Source organism: Pedobacter duraquae (assembly GCF_004362245.1).
GTDB classification, from domain to species: Bacteria; Bacteroidota; Bacteroidia; order Sphingobacteriales; family Sphingobacteriaceae; genus Pedobacter; species Pedobacter duraquae.
The window spans coordinates 991,128-1,008,062 of the sequence record NZ_SNWM01000001.1; the positions used below are offsets into that span (position 1 = coordinate 991,128).

8 protein-coding genes are annotated in these 16,935 nt (G+C 43.3%); 4 read left to right on the top strand and 4 right to left on the bottom strand.

Features of this window, described 5'->3' with window-relative positions; genetic code table 11:
• Positions 1 to 7: 7 nt before the first annotated feature.
• The gene (locus tag CLV32_RS04310; protein ID WP_133552737.1) at positions 8 to 1,564 is read right to left on the bottom strand and encodes a glycoside hydrolase family 43 protein; all 1,557 of its coding nucleotides are present in this window, start codon (positions 1,562 to 1,564) and stop codon (positions 8 to 10) included.
• Positions 1,565 to 1,804: 240 nt separating this feature from the next.
• Here CLV32_RS04310 and CLV32_RS04315 point away from each other — a divergent pair, with 240 nt between their 5' ends.
• Genes CLV32_RS04315 through CLV32_RS04330 form a run of 4 tightly spaced genes read left to right on the top strand, consistent with a single transcriptional unit; the run spans position 1,805 to position 8,968 of the window.
• Positions 1,805 to 3,172: a glycoside hydrolase family 43 protein gene (locus CLV32_RS04315; RefSeq protein WP_133552739.1), complete on the top strand. Its 1,368-nt coding sequence runs from the start codon at positions 1,805 to 1,807 to the stop codon at positions 3,170 to 3,172.
• A 27-nt stretch (positions 3,173 to 3,199) separates the two neighbouring features.
• Positions 3,200 to 4,561, top strand: a complete 1,362-nt coding sequence (locus CLV32_RS04320) for a glycoside hydrolase family 43 protein (RefSeq protein ID WP_133552741.1) — start codon at positions 3,200 to 3,202, stop codon at positions 4,559 to 4,561.
• Positions 4,562 to 4,595: 34 nt separating this feature from the next.
• Positions 4,596 to 7,001, top strand: a complete 2,406-nt coding sequence (locus tag CLV32_RS04325) for a glycoside hydrolase family 127 protein (RefSeq protein ID WP_133553529.1) — start codon at positions 4,596 to 4,598, stop codon at positions 6,999 to 7,001.
• A 35-nt stretch (positions 7,002 to 7,036) separates the two neighbouring features.
• Positions 7,037 to 8,968 (top strand): glycoside hydrolase family 97 protein, encoded by a 1,932-nt coding sequence (locus CLV32_RS04330; RefSeq protein ID WP_133552743.1) that lies wholly within the window; start codon positions 7,037 to 7,039, stop codon positions 8,966 to 8,968.
• A 64-nt stretch (positions 8,969 to 9,032) separates the two neighbouring features.
• Here the strand turns inward: CLV32_RS04330 and CLV32_RS04335 are convergent, their stop codons facing one another.
• From CLV32_RS04335 to CLV32_RS04345, 3 genes are all read right to left on the bottom strand, one after another.
• Positions 9,033 to 10,715 (bottom strand): sodium:solute symporter family transporter, encoded by a 1,683-nt coding sequence (locus CLV32_RS04335; RefSeq protein WP_133552746.1) that lies wholly within the window; start codon positions 10,713 to 10,715, stop codon positions 9,033 to 9,035.
• Positions 10,716 to 10,755: 40 nt separating this feature from the next.
• Complete coding sequence (locus CLV32_RS04340; RefSeq protein WP_133552748.1) at positions 10,756 to 12,408, bottom strand: glycoside hydrolase family 43 protein; 1,653 nt, start codon at positions 12,406 to 12,408, stop codon at positions 10,756 to 10,758.
• Positions 12,409 to 12,577: 169 nt separating this feature from the next.
• Positions 12,578 to 16,726, bottom strand: a complete 4,149-nt coding sequence (locus tag CLV32_RS04345) for a hybrid sensor histidine kinase/response regulator transcription factor (protein ID WP_166641878.1) — start codon at positions 16,724 to 16,726, stop codon at positions 12,578 to 12,580.
• Between the last annotated feature and the right edge of the window lie 209 nt (positions 16,727 to 16,935).

Sequence of the window (16,935 nt, forward strand, 5' to 3'; positions counted from 1 at the left end):
TATATATTTAGTTAGGTTCAATATGAAAATAGTCAAAATCAACATGGCCGCCAACGTTTTCTGTTGCGTAGTTGAATAATCCGAATCGATAGCCCATAAAGTGTGGAAGGGTATACGACATTTGCAGCGCTCCTCCTATCGGCTTCCATGTTTTACCATCCATACTATAAAAAAAGTATCCCTTATCTGCTCTGTTTCTGAAATCGCAGCTTGCTTTAAGAAATAATGTTTGCTGACTTGCTGGAAGCTCCTCTCCAGTTACAGTGCCGTTTTTTGCTGTTACCATGACAACCGTTTTCTTTCCAGCGGTATTGCGAACACCTACCCAACCAAAATTTCTTTGCAGCAGCATCAGGCCCGCGTGATCTCCTGTTTTCATGCCCGACAGATCTATTGCAGTAACGCCGGTAGATACTGGCCCGAAGGTTCTCTGTGTGAGCATATTTCGCACAAACAAAACATTTGTATCTACTCTGGAAGTGGTTAGACGTAGAAATCCGGGACGCTCATCTACAGACCAATGTGTCTGATCCGGGTTGTGGTTCCATTGCCATACCAAGGGCAACTTTGGTTCAGCTTTTTTACGATTAAACTCATCTGAAGCAACAATTCCAGGAATCAGCCCATTACTTAGCGGCAGCTCCAGGGAATCTGGAACTTTATGATCAACGCCGAGTACCGGCCAACCCGCTTCCCATTTTACAGGGACAAAATATGGGATGCGTCCAACAGCTCCAAAATCTCTGAACAGGTAAGCAAACCATTCGCCCTTCGGGTTGCTGATAAGCCCTCCCTGCGCAACCCCCTTATCCTGAAGTGCTACGCTACCCTCATAAGGACCAACAAGTTTGTCTGAACGGTGCACAAGCACAGTCCTCATGCCATTTTTAGGCCAGCATATATTGAAAAGGTAATATGTCCCATTGATTTTGAATAACTGTGAGCCCTCGGCAGGCAAACCAACGGATGGCCCTGCCACAAGGCTGGCATTTTCTATGAGGACCTGCGGAGTGCTGCCCGGTTTGATTCCCGATAAATCATCCGTTAATTCGACCATCAAAATTTTCCCCGCCCCGTAGATCATGTATGCCTTTCCATCATCATCAAAAAACAAGGAGTGATCATGCAAAGCTGGGCTGAATGAGACTGCTTTCCATGGCCCTTTTTCAATGTTTTTTGTGCTGTAAACATAAGTTTTCCCCGTGGTGCCAGAAAATGTACTTACATAGTAGATACCCTTGAAGTACCTGAGGCTGCTGGCCCAGGATCCTCTGCCATAATCACTTTTACCATTTGATAAGGTGAGCGCATCTGAATTGCCAAGGGTGTCATAAGCATAACTGACAATCTTCCAATTGACCAGGTCTGTAGACTTCATGATGGGCAAACCAGGATTCATGTGCATAGTGGTACTGCTCATATAATAGACCTTACCAACCCTGATGATTGATAAATCAGGCACATCGGCAAAAATGATTGGGTTAGACGCTTTTTGAGCAGATGCATGTGTTGTACTAAGCAAAAAAGCAGTCAGGATTACAGTTATAAGTTTCAAGCAGTTCATAGCAGTCTAGGTCGTTGAAGCCGTTAGATAAAGAGATTAGCTACTCAAAGCTATCTAGAAATTTTAGTCGGAAAGGTAAGTTTTGATCAAATAGATGGCAGGGATGTTAGTCTTCAGACAATTTATAGCTATTTGACCCTAAAATATTCAAATGTATTAGTAAAATAACGATATCTACTAGTGGTAAGCGGGCAGGCTCGATACTTTAGTATAAAATAAGCGAGCACCAAATATACTTTTATGAACAAAAGATTTTCCTTTACAATCTGTCTTTTAACTCTGCTGATTTGTTCAGCAAAATTGATTTATGCCGATCAGGTTATTGTTGGCTATCGCCACCTTGCAGATCCCGGAACGCTGGTCTATAACGGCCGTGTTTACCTCTATGCATCCAACGACGATGACAATACTATGGAAAAGAATAGCGGCTATAAGATGAAATCCATTGTATGTGTTTCGAGTAGCGATATGAAAAACTGGACTGACCATGGGGTTGTATTTGAAGCACCACGGGATGTAGATTGGGCAGGCAGGACCTGGGCTCCGGCAGCAGTGGCAAGAGATGGCAAAATCTTTCTGTATTTTGGTAATGGGGGAAACGGCATAGGGGTTGCAACTTCAAGTAGCCCTACAGCCCCTTTTAAAGATCCTATCGGCAAAAAACTAGTGGAAACTCAAACTCCTGGCGTATTGCCTGCGCCAAATATGTGGCTCTTTGATCCGATGACTTTTGTTGATGACGATGGTCAGGCCTACATGTATTTCGGCGGTAACGGCGATAACAATGTGCGTGTGATTAAACTCAACAGGGATATGATCAGTGTAGATGGACCGGCAACGTCAATTACTGCACCAGCATTTTTTGAGGCTTCCTGGATGCATAAACGCAACGGCATCTATTATTTCTCTTATTCTACCAATCCACGCGCACAAATGCGCATTGATTATATGATGAGTAAGAGCCCAACTACTGGCTTTACTTATGGAGGCGTAGTAGCTGCGCAGCCACCAAACAATAATAACAACAACCACCAGGGTATTTTTGAATTTAATGGTAAATGGTATCATACTTACCATAACCGGGTAATTGCCTATCAGTCCAAAATTCCCACAGAATTCAAAAGAAATCTTGCGATCGAAAATCTGGAGTATAATGCCGATGGAACGATACAACAGGTTGCCTATACTGCCGATGGCGTAGCGCAGGTTGGCGGCTTGGATCCATATGTACGGGTGGAAGCCGAAACCATGAGCGCACAGCAGGGTGTAAAGACTGAATCTTCCACAAACGGAGGATTGGCTGTAACGGGCATCAAAAATGGAGATTGGATTAAGATCCAGGGTGTGGACTTTAAGAAAAATGGCGCAAAGAAATTTACAATAGCCGCTATCAACGCTGGCAAAGAAACAAATTTAGAACTCCGCCTGGGTAGTGTTGAAGGAAAACTGTTGGCAACAGTCAGCATTCCCGCTTCAGGAGATCAACAGCGCTGGAAAGAATTGAGCTGCAAGGTAAATGGCGCTACAGGACAACAGGATCTATTTATCGTTGTCAAAGGTGCAGCAGATCCAGGCCTTAAACTAGATTGGTGGAAGTTTTCACATTAGCCGTAACTCAAACCTTAAACACATTATATGAATAAGTTCCTCCGCCTGGCGCTGATTATTTTAACGACTTGCGTTCATCAGCTGACCCATGCACAAAATCCAATCGTCCAGACGATCTATACAGCAGATCCTGCTCCAATGGTTTATAAAGACACTGTTTTCCTTTATACCGGTCATGATGAAGATAAATCTACCTGGTTTGTGATGAAGGACTGGCACGCCTATTCTACAGTCGACATGGTGAACTGGACAGACCGGGGAAGTCCCTTATCCCTGGCGAACTTTAGTTGGGCTAAAAAGGACGCCTGGGCTGGCCAATGTATTTTTCGCAATGGAAAATTCTACTGGTATGTTCCGATGAACCAGTCGAACGGACAAGGAATGGCCCTCGGTGTTGCTGTTTCAGATACTCCTACAGGGCCGTTTAAAGATGCACTAGGCAAACCTTTGGTGCATAGCGGCAATGGCGACATTGACCCTTCGGTATTTATTGACGACGACGGGCAGGCATATTTATACTGGGGAAATCCCTATCTCAAATATGTGAAGCTAAATCCAGACATGGTCTCCTATTCAGGGCAAGTGATAGAGGTTCCTTTAAACCGGGATGGATTTCATGTACGTTATAAGGATGCCGATAAGCGGCCGTCAGCCTACGAAGAAGCACCCTGGATTTATAAACGTAAAGATTTATACTACCTGCTGTATGCAGCTGGTGGCGTACCGGAGCACCTAGCTTATTCGACCAGCAAGTCTGCAGCCGGCCCATGGCAATACCGGGATACGATCATGACCATCATTAAAAAAGGTGGCGCATTTACCAATCATCCAGGTGTAATAGATTACAATGGCAAGTCCTATTTCTTCTACCACAACGGTGCGCTGCCAGGAGGTGGCGGTTTTAACAGGTCTGTTGCCGTGGAGGAATTTAACTACCTTCCCGATGGTTCGATTCCCAGAATTGCAAATACGGTCGCGGGTGTAAAGCCGGTTAAGCATCTTAATCCTTATCAAATTACGCAGGCGGAAACCATTGCATGGCAATCAGGTGTAGAAACTGCGCAGGCAGATGACATTGGTATTTATGTAACCCAGATCAGTAACGGAGATTATATTAAGATCCGTAGTGTGGATCTGGGTAAAGGACCAAATTCGTTCGAAGCACGTGTGGCGGGCATGAGTCCGGGAGCAATTGAGGTTCGGCTAGACAGTCTGCAAGGAAGACTACTGAGTAAACTGATTGTAAAACCCGGTTCAAGTGAGGGGCAATGGACAACGCAGCTTGTTAAAATACGACATAAAGCAACAGGTGTACACGATCTGTTCCTGGTATTTAAGGGCGATACAGACCAATTATTCAATTTTGATTGGTGGAGGTTCAATAAATAACTATACTCGTGTGAATAAAAATAGCCAAATATCTATGTATGTACCGATTAATTTTAAACGGGTAACAGAAATCGCCAGACTGGCGATCCTTGCGGGACTGCTTCTATCAAGCGCTGCTACCTATGCCCAAAGTAGTTTGTATCCAAACACTTTCCCGTTGAATAATGTGGTGATGTTGAAAGGCCCCTTTCAACACGCAAGAGACCTGAACATCAATACCGTATTAGCTTATGATGCAGACAGGCTGCTCGCCGGCTACCGTAAACAAGCCGGCCTTCCGGAAAAAGCGAAATCTTATCCCAATTGGGATGGACTTGATGGGCATATTGGCGGCCATTATCTCTCTGCATTAGCGCTAAATTACGCTGCAACGCACAATGCTGAATGCAAAAAGCGGATAGATTATGTAGTTGCTGAACTACGCGCCTGTCAGGAGGCAAATGGAGTTAACCATCCCGACTGGGGCACCGGCTATGTAGGTGCTGTTCCTAACAGTGCTGAAATTTGGAGCACCTTGAAGCATGGCGATTTAAAAGCTTACAACTCGGCTTGGGTACCATGGTATAACGTACATAAAATGTTTGCGGGATTGAGAGATGCCTGGACCTACACACAAAATGAGGAGGCCAGGAAGATATTCCTGAACTTCTGCGACTGGGCTATTCAAATTACTGCGTCGCTTTCCGACCAGCAGATGCAAGCTATGCTGAATCAGGAACATGGTGGCATGAACGAGCTCTTTGCTGATGCCTACCAAATTAAGAAGGATCCGAAATATCTAACAGCTGCCAAAAGATTTTCACATCAGGCGCTGCTGATTCCATTGGTGGCAGGAAAGGATAATTTAGATAACAAACATGCAAACACGCAAGTACCTAAGGCAATAGGTTTTGAACGTATCGGCGAGTTGAGTAATGACTCAAGTTATCTGAAAGCAGGAAGTTTCTTTTGGGAAACTGTGGCTAATAACCGTAGCCTCGCCTTTGGCGGCAATAGCAGAAGAGAATTTTTCCCATCAAAATCTGCCGGTATGGATTTCATAAATGATGTGGAAGGCCCGGAGACCTGCAATTCTTATAACATGCTAAAGCTTACCGAGGATCTTTTCAGGATGCACCCCTCGGCAAAGTATGCAGACTTCTACGAACGCACCATGTTTAACCATATCCTATCCACCCAGCATCCAACACATGGAGGATACGTTTATTTTACCCCGGCAAGACCACGACATTACCGTGTATATTCTGCACCTAATCAGGCGATGTGGTGTTGTGTAGGCAGTGGAATGGAAAATCACAGTAAGTACAACCAATTTATTTATACCCATGTTGGCGATTCGTTATTTGTAAACCTGTTTGTTGCCTCAGAACTTAACTGGAAAGAAAAAGGAATAACATGGAGACAGCAAACTAATTTTCCCGAAGAAGAAAAGACCTCGTTTGTTGTTACCGCCGGATCCGCCCGTCTTAATCTGATGATCCGGTATCCATCCTGGGTAGCTAAGGGAGCGCTCAAAATCACGGTTAATGGAAAGAACGTAGCCTACACCAATCAGCCCTCTTCTTATATTGCGATCAACAGATTATGGAAAAAAGGAGATGTGGTGCATGTATCACTACCTATGCAAAACCACATCGAGTATCTTCCTAACGAAGCTGAATACGTGGCATTTATGCGTGGACCGATTTTGTTGGCCGCAAAAACGGGTGCTGAGAACCTAGATGGATTAGTTGCCGGGGATAGCAGATGGGGTCACATCGCTTCAGGACCGAAGTTAGCGTTAAACCAGGCTCCGATTATCGTGGAAGATCAGATCTCCGATTTGCCTGAAAAATTACAACCTGTAGCTGGACGGCCGATGCACTTTACGCCAGCGATGAACCTAAAGAATAACAATGGATTAGAGTTAGAACCGTTTTACAAAATTCATGATAGCCGGTACCAAATGTACTGGTTATCATTGAGCAGTGGCCAATACCAAAGCCGGATGGACTCTATAGCAGCGGCTGAAAAAGAAAACATAGCCTTACAAAAAAGAACCGTAGACTATGTAGCTCCTGGAGAGCAACAACCAGAAGCTGACCACTTCATTCAACAAAGCAACTCCAATAGCGGCAATTCATTCGGTGATTTTTGGCGGTCTGCCTCAGGCACAGGTTACTTTAGCTATCAGCTTGCAACAAAAAACGAACAGCAATTGACGTTGTTGCTGCGCTATCGCAGGCCAGAATCTGGAGATACTAAATTCGATATCTATATCGATGAGGATAAGTTGACCACAGTAACGCAGATGCCTGCTACCTCAAAGCAATTGATGCAGGTTTCGTTCCCTATTCCGGAGGCATTTTTAAAAGGCAAAGCTACTATCCGCGTGAAATTTCAGGGCAGCCAGGGAAATGTTGCCGGTCCGGTCTACCATATCCGCCTGCTTAAGCCATAAATTACAAATGTACACCTCATGACAAAAACAAACCTATGAAACCCTTTTTTACAATAGCACTAATCCTGATATCTCTGTTTAGTCGCGCACAATCTGTTTACACCGTTGCGAGTCCAAACAAAAAAATTGTCCTGACTTGCGATATGAATTCCATGAGCTACACTGTTGCTTATGATGCCAAAACAGTACTGCGCAACTCAAGGCTGGGCCTGATCAGGGCAGACCAGGATTTCTCCAAAACATTAAAGGTAGTGAAGGTCTCCAATCCTTCACCAATTACAGACAGCTATACAATGGTTAATGCTAAGCGCAGCCATATTACCTATCGTGCCACGCAAAGGATCATTGAAACTGAGGCAAGCAGTGGAAAAAGAATGAACATCATTTTCAGAGTTTCGGATGATGGTGTTGCCTTGCAGTACGAATTTCCCGAGCACAGTTCAGACATTAAAAAAATTACTGCGGAGGCTACAACCTTTCACTTCTTGGATGGTACCCGGGCATGGCTGCAGCCTAAGGCACAGGCCCAAACCGGATTTGAGCATACCAATCCTTCTTATGAAGATTATTACCAGAGTAATATCCCTACCGGCACGCCGTCGCCTGGCTCTAACGGCTGGGTCTACCCCGCTTTATTTAAGAGTGGCGACATCTGGATAATGATCACCGAGGCTGCACTGGGCACCGGATACAGTGGCACCTCATTACAACAGCATGCTCCGGATAGTGAATATAAGATCAACTTCCCACAGCCTGCCGAGGTATTTACAAATGGCAAGGCTACGTTGATGCCAGAATCTATACTTCCCTGGAAATCTCCATGGCGTATCATTGCTCTCGGCGACCTAAAGACTATAGCAGAGTCTACACTTGGAACAGACCTTGCGTTGCCTCAGAAAAAAATGGACTTTTCTTTTGTAAAGCCCGGCAAAGCATCCTGGAGCTGGATCTTAAAAAAGGATGATTCAACAGTCTACCATGTTCAGAAAAAATATATTGATCTGGCTGCTAATATGAAATGGAACTATTGTTTACTCGACGCCAATTGGGATCAGTTAATCGGTTACGATTCTGTAAAAATATTGGCTGACTATGCCAAAAAAAAGGATGTTGGGTTATTATTATGGTATAATTCGGCTGGAAGCTGGAACACGGTCAAATTCACACCAAAAGATAAACTGCTCACGCATGCCGATAGAATGGCTGAGTTTGCCAGATTGCGTGCTATGGGTATTAAGGGATTAAAGATAGACTTCTTTGCCGGAGATGGACAGTCGATGATGAACTATTATCACGATATACTGGAAGACGCAGCAAGTAATCAATTAATGGTTAACTTCCATGGAGCTACCCTGCCACGTGGCTTGCAGCGTACCTATCCCAACCTTATGACCACGGAAGCTGTTCACGGCTACGAGATGATCACCTTTTCTCAGGGTGCGGCAAACCGGGCACCAGAGCATATGGCACTCAATGCACTGATCCGCAATAATTTCGATCCTATGGATTTCACTCCCATGAATCTCTACAGAATTCCTAATATTAAAAGGGCTACAACCCCGGCTTTCGAACTCGCTACAGCAGTCGTATTTTTATCCGGCATCCAACATTATGCAGAAAGTCCGGAAGGAATGAGCCATGTTTCAGAACCGGTAAAAGACTTTTTAAGAACGCTGCCTGATAGCTGGGACGATGTTAGGTTCATTGATGCTGACCCAGGAAAATCGTTTATATTAGCCAGACAATCTGGAAATAAATGGTACGTAGCAGGATTGAATGCAGAGAACAAGGATAAGAACTTTAAGCTCGACCTTTCTTTCCTTAAGGGCCATACCGGCAGCCTGATTACCTCTGTAAGCGGTAGTACTAAAGATCCTGATTTTGCTGTTGGGCGTATTAAAGGAAGTAAAGCGGTGTCAATCGATGTACATGGGAATGACGGATTTGTAATCGTGTTTGACAAATAATATTAACCTGTCATCACCCCTAAATATTTAGAGGTGATGACAGGGTTATCCTGGTAATTAGGAATTACCAGAAGTAAGCATAAAGTGCTGTTAGCATAACGATGACAAGGGCTGCTCCGAAAGCAAAACGATTGTTAACCTTGAACATGCTGCTATCGATTTCCAATCCGTTCGTTTGTTTACCTCTGGCATGATCTATCAAACTAATGATTACCATTCCAATTACCGCTATCACGAACACAAAGCCCATACGGTCTAAGAAAGGTATTTCATACAATAAACTTCCGTCCTTTTGCGCTACAAGAGAGGAGAATCCTGAAGAAGCTAAAAATTTAAGGTCCGCAAACCTGGGTAAAAACTTAAAGAATACCGAAAGCGCAAATCCGCCAACCGTAGCAAACATCGCAGCGTTTGAGCTCGTCTTTTTCCAGAAAAAGCCTAGAATAAACATGGCAAAGATCCCCGGACTTACAAAACCGGTATACTCCTGGATAAACTCAAACCCTCCTTTCTTATCTATTCCAAGAAATGGAGCGATGATAACAGCCAGAACCATGGCTACAACAACCACTATTTTACCAACTTTAACCAATTTCTGTTCACTGGCGTTGATATCAATTTTCTTTTTAAAAATATCAAGTGTAAAGATGGTGGCGATACTATTTACCTTACCAGCTAAAGACGCTACGACAGCTGCAGTTAAAGCCGCAAAAGACAGCCCTTTTAGTCCGGCAGGCAGCAAATTGAGAAGTACAGGATAAGCTTTATCGGGATTGAGCTCTCCATTTTGAAGCATTTCAGTTCTCAGTCCACCTTTCATGTAAATTACATAAGCGGCAATCCCTGGCAGTACAACAATAACTGGCATCAGTAATTTCAAAAATGCGGCGAACAATATTCCACTACGCGCGGTTTTTAGATCGGCGCCAAGGGCACGCTGGGTGATGTATTGGTTACAGCCCCAATAATTTAAGTTAACAATCCACATACCGCCAAGTAACACCGTTAGCCCAGGTAAACTTGGAAAGTTTGAGTTCTCCTTTTTGAGGATCATATGAAAGTGGTCATTAGACTGGCTCATCATATAATTGAAGCCATTAACCACGCCGTCCTGTCCGTTCAGTTCAGCTACTCTACCCAGAGCGAGATAAGTTGTAACCAAGCCACCGAGAATCAGGAACATTACCTGAATAACATCGGTGTAACCGATAACCTTCATTCCGCCCAGTGCGATAATAATAGAGAACACAGCGAGCCCGTACATGCATAACGTGGTATCGATACCCGAAATGCCGTTAATCGCCAGGGCACCGAGGTATAAGATAGACGTGAGGTTTACAATAACGTATAACATCAGCCAGAAAACGGCCATAATCATAGCCACGGTTTCGTTATACCGCTGCTGTAAAAACTGCGGCATGGTATAGATCTTATTTTTAAGATATACAGGTATAAAAAATACAGCTACGATAATTAGCGTGAGCGCGGCCATCCATTCGTAAGTTGCTATGGCGAGTCCCATTTTAAACCCGTTTCCGCTCATGGCAATAAATTGCTCTGAAGATATATTCGAGGCGATCAGTGAAGTACCTATTGCCCACCACGTTAAAGATCCTTCAGCTAAAAAATAATCATGGGAGGCAGAAACTGCCTTTTTCTTTTTACGGTAGATCCACCATCCGTACATGGCAACGATTAAAAAGTAAACTAGAAATACGATGTAATCCTTGAAGTCTAAACTGTTCATATTTGGGTTTTATTTGGTTGGTTTTTTTTGTAATAGCATTCTATTTAGTATGAACAGCATCATTGCCAGCATAATCCAGCCATTTAAAACTTGCCTGGTTATTTGATTCAGCACCTGAAGAAGTAGCATACAGTGCAAAGAGTGCACCTATAAAACCACCAGCGGCTTGCGTACTCAAAATTTTTCCATCCAGGTGTTCTTTCAGCACCGTCCACTGGCCGGGTGATTCTGCATACAGAAAATTGTAAAGTCCACCCTGGGCTTCAATCTTAATCTGCAGCTTTTTAGCAGCAACAGGAGATTCGGTGATCAGGTCCATAGCTTTGGTTTTGGGATTACCAACGTAGAGCTGTACGAACTGCTTGCCTTCTTTTTCAGACTTACAAAGGTAATAGAAGTGCGTTTCATTTTGGAAAATAAGCATACCGGCTTTTTCATTTTGCTGCCGTGCTTCAAAAGTCATCTCAGTGGTCGCACTACTGAACATGTGCTGCTGACGTTTGCCAATGAATGCCGGATTTCCCAATCCCATACATGTCTCAGGAAGGAGTTTCATTGTAAGTCCCCTGGATTTATCTAGTTTGTACCAGCTTGTATCGTTTGTGCGCAAAAATAATAAGGACTGATCCAGCTTTTTATCAAATGTGGTTCTGTAGGAGAAGTTACCGCTCTGCGGAGGTGCTGATTGTTTAACTTCCTTAAAGTTAGCAGTGTAACTGTATTGTACTTCTTTATGACCGGGGTTGATAATTGGCCACTCATTTTTCCATTCCACAGGCGCAATAAATGTTTCCCTGCCCGTATTGTAGTAGTTCCCTTCGTAAGGCCTTACCGCTAAAAAGATCGCATAAGTTTTCCCGTCAGGTCCATCAACAAGCTCTGCATGTCCTGTAGAGGTTATCGGGTCTTTTCTGGCAGGATCCAGGTCACGTTGCGTAAGTATCGGGTTGTGCTCATAGGGCACATATGGTCCCATAGCTTTGTTACTTCTCAAAACTACCTGAGAATGGTTTACTGAGGTACCCCCTTCAGCGGCACACAGGTAATACCATTGTCCACGTTTAAAAATATGCGGTCCTTCAATCCACACTGGTTTTTTACTCAGATCTACCCCACCATTCACCAATTGGGTTTCCGATCCGACCACCTTGAGTTTAATGGGATCAAATTCTATTGTACGTATGGTACGATGGCCAGAATACAATGGTTTGTTGTCAGGCGCGTCACTATTGTAAACGATATAAGCTTTATCCTGATCAAAAAATAGCGATGGATCAATGCCGCGCACCTCAGGAAGCCAGACTGGATCACTCCATGGCCCAGCGGGATTTTTTGCTGTCATCACAAAATTCCCCTTCTTATCAATATTCGTGCAGGTCATGTAATAAATGCCTTTATTAAAGTTGATTGAAGGTGCAAAAAGGCCTCTGGAGGTTTGGTCACCAAAAAACGTCATCTGAGATGGGCGATCGATTACATTTCCTATCTGTTTCCAATTTTTCAAATCCTTGCTATGGAAGACAGGAATTCCTGGAAAATAGGCAAAGGTGGAGTTAACGAGGTAGTAGTCGGTCCCCACCCGTGTTATACTTGGATCGGGGTAAAACCCGGATAAAATTGGGTTGGTAAATTTAATTTGTGACTGGCAGTAGCCTGCGTACAGGCCAATTAAGACTAAGATAATTTTTCTCATAAATAATACATGTGATAGGCATGCTTTCGCACGGAATTCCATCCTATCTAGGTTCATACATTTTAATTTGTCTTATCAAAACTAGCAGATAGTAGCGTACCCAGATAGACCGTTTGTTCAATAATAGGCTTAGGATGTTTGTTTAGTTATGAAATACGTAAGAAATCGACTACACGCGCTCCCTTTTAAGTTTCCTGTGCGCGGTAATATATTCTGACGGAAGCATATTAAATTCGATCTTAAATAGTTTTGAAAAATAGCTTGGTGTCCCGAATCCGGTCATGTAGGCGATCTGCGCTACGTTATAATCACTTTTTTCCAGCAGTTCTATGGCTCTCTTTAATTTAACAGAACGGATGTACTCAATCGGGGTAAGGCCGGTATATTCTATCACTTTATGATATAGGGATCCCCGGCTCATGTAGACATGCTTACTCAGCTCTTCCACAGACAGCTCCGGATTGTTGAGATTTTCGTCCACATATTTAACAATTTTATTCATCAGCCTTTCTTCACTTGTTTCAATTTCCAGCTCCTTCGGAATTACCTGAACCTGCTTGGCATAGGTATCTTTTACAGAACGTTTAAATTGCAATAGATTCTCAATTTTTGCCTGGAGAATGCTAAAGTTAAAAGGTTTATTCAGATAGTCGTTAGCACCAGATTTAAGACCTTTAATCTGGTTCTCTTCACCATTAATGGCCGTCAGCAGAATCACAGGAATATGACTTGTTCGCTTATCTGACTTTATTTTCTGACTCAGTTCAATGCCGCTCATTTCAGGCATACTAATGTCACTCACCACCAGTTGGGGGTGTCCGGAGAGTGTTTTTTGCCAGCCCTCCTTACCATTGGCTGCTTCAATAATGTGATAAAAAGGCTGCAATGTTTCCCTTAAGTGAAATCTGAACTCGTCATTATCTTCTACTAAGAGTACTGTTGCAACTTTTTCTTCAGACGACGATGTGATCTGGTATTGCTCGGTATCTAATTCAACTGATTTTTCGGGTTTAGCTTCATCCTGATTCACATCCAATGTCCTTTGCATGGGCACAAAATCAACGGGTATAGACACTACAAATTTGCTTCCCTTTCCAAGTTCACTTTCCAGGCTGAGTTCACCTCCGTGGAGTTCCACAAATTCCTTGACTATTGACAAGCCGATTCCACTACCCTGATTCAGTATTGCACTCACATTGTTATCCATAAAGAAACGGTCAAACACCTTGTCCTGACTCTCGGGCGCTATACCTATCCCTGTGTCTGATACCGATATTTCAATTAAGGGTCGAGGCTGTCCGCTTACTGTTCGCAAAGCCATGTTGAGGCTTACTGCACCACCCTCTTTTGTGAATTTAAATGCGTTGGATAGCAGATTGAAGATAATTCGTTCCATTTTGTCCTGGTCAAAAAAGGTGGTGAATGTTGACAGGTCACTTGTTACGCAGAGCGATATCTTTTTCCGGTCAGAGAGATCCTGAAAGGCTTCTGCAGCTTCGCTGATAAAAGCAATAAGGTCGGCCTTGTTGAGGTTCAGCTTAAGCTCATGTTCTTCCATCTTACGGAAGTCGAGCAGCTGATTAACAAGGTTGAGCAATCTTCTGGCATTTCTCCTGATCATCTTTACCTGACCAGCCACTGATTGTTCCTGTTTTACCGAGAGCAACTTATCAACAGGAGCCAGAATGAGCGCAATCGGCGTTCTAAACTCATGACTTAAGTTAGTCAGGAATTTAATTTTCTGAATGTCCAGTGCATGCGCACGTTCGGCATCCCTTTTTTGTTGCAGTACCCTTTCTTGTGCATTAATCTGTGCCTGCTCAAGTGCAAGTTCACGTTTGATACGTTGAATACCGCGATGCCTGATTGCAAGAAGCGACGCGCCAATCAGTGCGATATAAAAAACATAAGCATAGGTGGTACGCCATAGTGGAGGCTGGATATGCACTTTTATGGAGGTGATTTTATCACTCCATGTGCCTTCGTTATTACTTGCACGCACCTGAAATATGTAATCTCCAGGATCCAAATTTGTGTAGTAAGCCGTTTTTTCCCTGCCCACTTCGTTCCAGTCTTTTTCCAAACCTACCAATCGATAAGCATAATGATTTTGCTGTGGGGCGGTGTAGTTAAGTGCAACATAACTGATGGAGAAATTCTGTCCATAGCTCAATTTTATTTCTTGAGCAAAACCAATTTGTTCTGCTATCGGTGATTTTGCCCCCGGGAGCACAATGGTATTGGCAACCTTTAACTCGGTCAACAATACACCAGGTACAATGCCATTAGAAGGTAAAGTGAGGGGATCAAAGTAGTTAAAGCCATCCTGGCCGCCAAAATAGAGCTCACCATCGGAGGTTTTTATTCCGGAGCCTAAAATAAACGGACTATCCTGCACACCGTTAGGGCGACCGAAATTTTTGATCTTTCTGGTTGCCGGATTAAGTGCGCTTATGCCCTTATCAGTGCTAAACCAGATCAATCCATCTTTACCTTCAAGAATTTTGTAGACAATCCCATTTGGGAGTCCGTTCGTTTCATTAAAATTGACAAACTTACCTGTTTTACGATTAAAAAGATCAAGTCCACCCCCATCAGTGCCTGCCCATAGGTTGCCTTTGCTATCGTTCAGCAGACTTAATACCACATCGTTTGACAAGCCGCTATTTCGCTTTGTATACGACCTGAACTTTCCGGTATTACGTTGAAAAACAGCAATTCCGGTTCCGCTCGAAGCCAGCCAGATATCTCCATTGGCATCTTCTGCAATCGCACGCATAAAGCCGTTACTCGGAAGCAGCATTGGGGCAATCTGATGCGTGCCATAACGGGTAAATTTATCGCTTTTGTAGTCGTACACATTAACACCGTTGCCATTTGTCCCAATCCATATTAGACCCTTGCTATCTTCCTTGACAAAGAATATATCATTTTGGCTTAAATCAGTAGGAGACGATCCAGCAAGATATTGCCGATAACTTCTGTTTTTAAAATTGTACTTAAAAAGGCCGTTTCGGTAGGTGCCAACCCAGAGCTCATCATGCGAGTCTAATTCCAGTGCAAGTATGGATATCGGATTTTTCGACAAATCGATTTTGCTTCTTATGCCGAGATGCTCGAAAATTCCTGTATTCCGATTAAACAGATGAAGTCCCCCGCCATCGGTACCTACAAATATTTTCTTTTTCGACAATTCAGCAAAAGAGGTAACTATTGGGGAGGATAGTCCCTGGGGATCAAAAGGGCTGCTGCGTTTCAGATTGAACAAAGCCAGATTAGGATCAAGCTTATTTACACCGCCCTGATAAGTTCCAAGCCAGATGATGCCATTTCTGCCCATACAAATGCTTCTTACAGATTTATCACTGAGTCCGAATGCCTGGCGACTATCTGGACGGATGGTCGTAAATGTTTCAGTGCGCGTATTGAATACACTGACCCCATCCTCCGTTCCCAGCCATATCTTACCATCTTTTTGTCTGCTTGCCGCATAAATAATATCATCTGAGCGCATGGCATCATCTGCCCGCAAAAAGGATTTGAAGTGCTTGCCATCACCGAGTAACATATTCAAGCCATTGTTGGTACCGAAGAATATCCGACCTTTTTCATCTCTGATGCTTGATCCAATGTAATTGTTGCTTAGACTTGATGGATCACCTGTGTGATGTGTAAACTTTTCAGTAACGTGGGTATTGAGATCTAGTAACAATAGCCCCATACTTGTACCAATCCACATTTTATTGTTATCTTCAATAAAAGAAACTACGCTGGATCCATTGCCCATTAAGGCGTTGATTCCCTCATTTCTCACCTCGTATGTTTTTGTATTGATGATCCGGTAGCCACCAAAAGTACCTACCCAGATATTTCCTTTCTTATCCTGATAAAGCGTTAAAACATTAAAGTCAACATTACGGTTTGGAATCCCGTTCCCTACAAATGAAATAAACGTATTTTGTTTGGGATCATAATATAACAATCCTCCGCCGTTTGTACCTACCCAAAGTCGCCCGTTGCGATCTTCCAGCAGTGCGGAAATCTTATTGGAAGAAATACTAGTACTGTCGTTGCTTTTATTGGTGTAGACTGTAAAGTTGGTGCCATCGAACTTATTAAGTCCGTCACTTGTACCAAACCAGACCAGTCCATTGTGATCTTGCAGAATCGTATTTACAGCATTGGAAGACATGCCGTTTTTGGTATTGAGGTTAATGAAGTTAAGATCGTTCTGCCCTTTTGCCAGTTGAAATGTTAATGTTGATATCAACACTACAAAAAATAGTCTTGTACAAAGGCTTGAGATTTTTTCTATCATAGCGACACCCGTTTTGCGCAGCCTGAAAAGAACTAACGGATTAAGCATCCGAAACACGTTCGATTGAGGCATTACAGTTTTTATATTTGGTTAGGTGTAAATATAGACAATCGACTATATTTACTGCATGAATTGGGTATACTAACGAATGGCCATTGGCATAAGTTACAACCCAACAATACACTCCTCAAAGTTGTAAAAGTTTGCTA

Excerpts from the sequence above, each read along its gene's own strand:
- CLV32_RS04315 (WP_133552739.1), top strand. The coding sequence starts at position 1,805 with ATGAACAAAAGATTTTCCTTTACAATCTGTCTTTTAACTCTGCTGATT.
- CLV32_RS04345 (WP_166641878.1), bottom strand. The coding sequence starts at position 16,726 with ATGATAGAAAAAATCTCAAGCCTTTGTACAAGACTATTTTTTGTAGTG.
- CLV32_RS04340 (WP_133552748.1), bottom strand. The coding sequence starts at position 12,408 with ATGAGAAAAATTATCTTAGTCTTAATTGGCCTGTACGCAGGCTACTGC.
- CLV32_RS04325 (WP_133553529.1), top strand. The coding sequence starts at position 4,596 with ATGTATGTACCGATTAATTTTAAACGGGTAACAGAAATCGCCAGACTG.
- CLV32_RS04310 (WP_133552737.1), bottom strand. The coding sequence starts at position 1,564 with ATGAACTGCTTGAAACTTATAACTGTAATCCTGACTGCTTTTTTGCTT.
- CLV32_RS04320 (WP_133552741.1), top strand. The coding sequence starts at position 3,200 with ATGAATAAGTTCCTCCGCCTGGCGCTGATTATTTTAACGACTTGCGTT.
- CLV32_RS04330 (WP_133552743.1), top strand. The coding sequence starts at position 7,037 with ATGAAACCCTTTTTTACAATAGCACTAATCCTGATATCTCTGTTTAGT.
- CLV32_RS04335 (WP_133552746.1), bottom strand. The coding sequence starts at position 10,715 with ATGAACAGTTTAGACTTCAAGGATTACATCGTATTTCTAGTTTACTTT.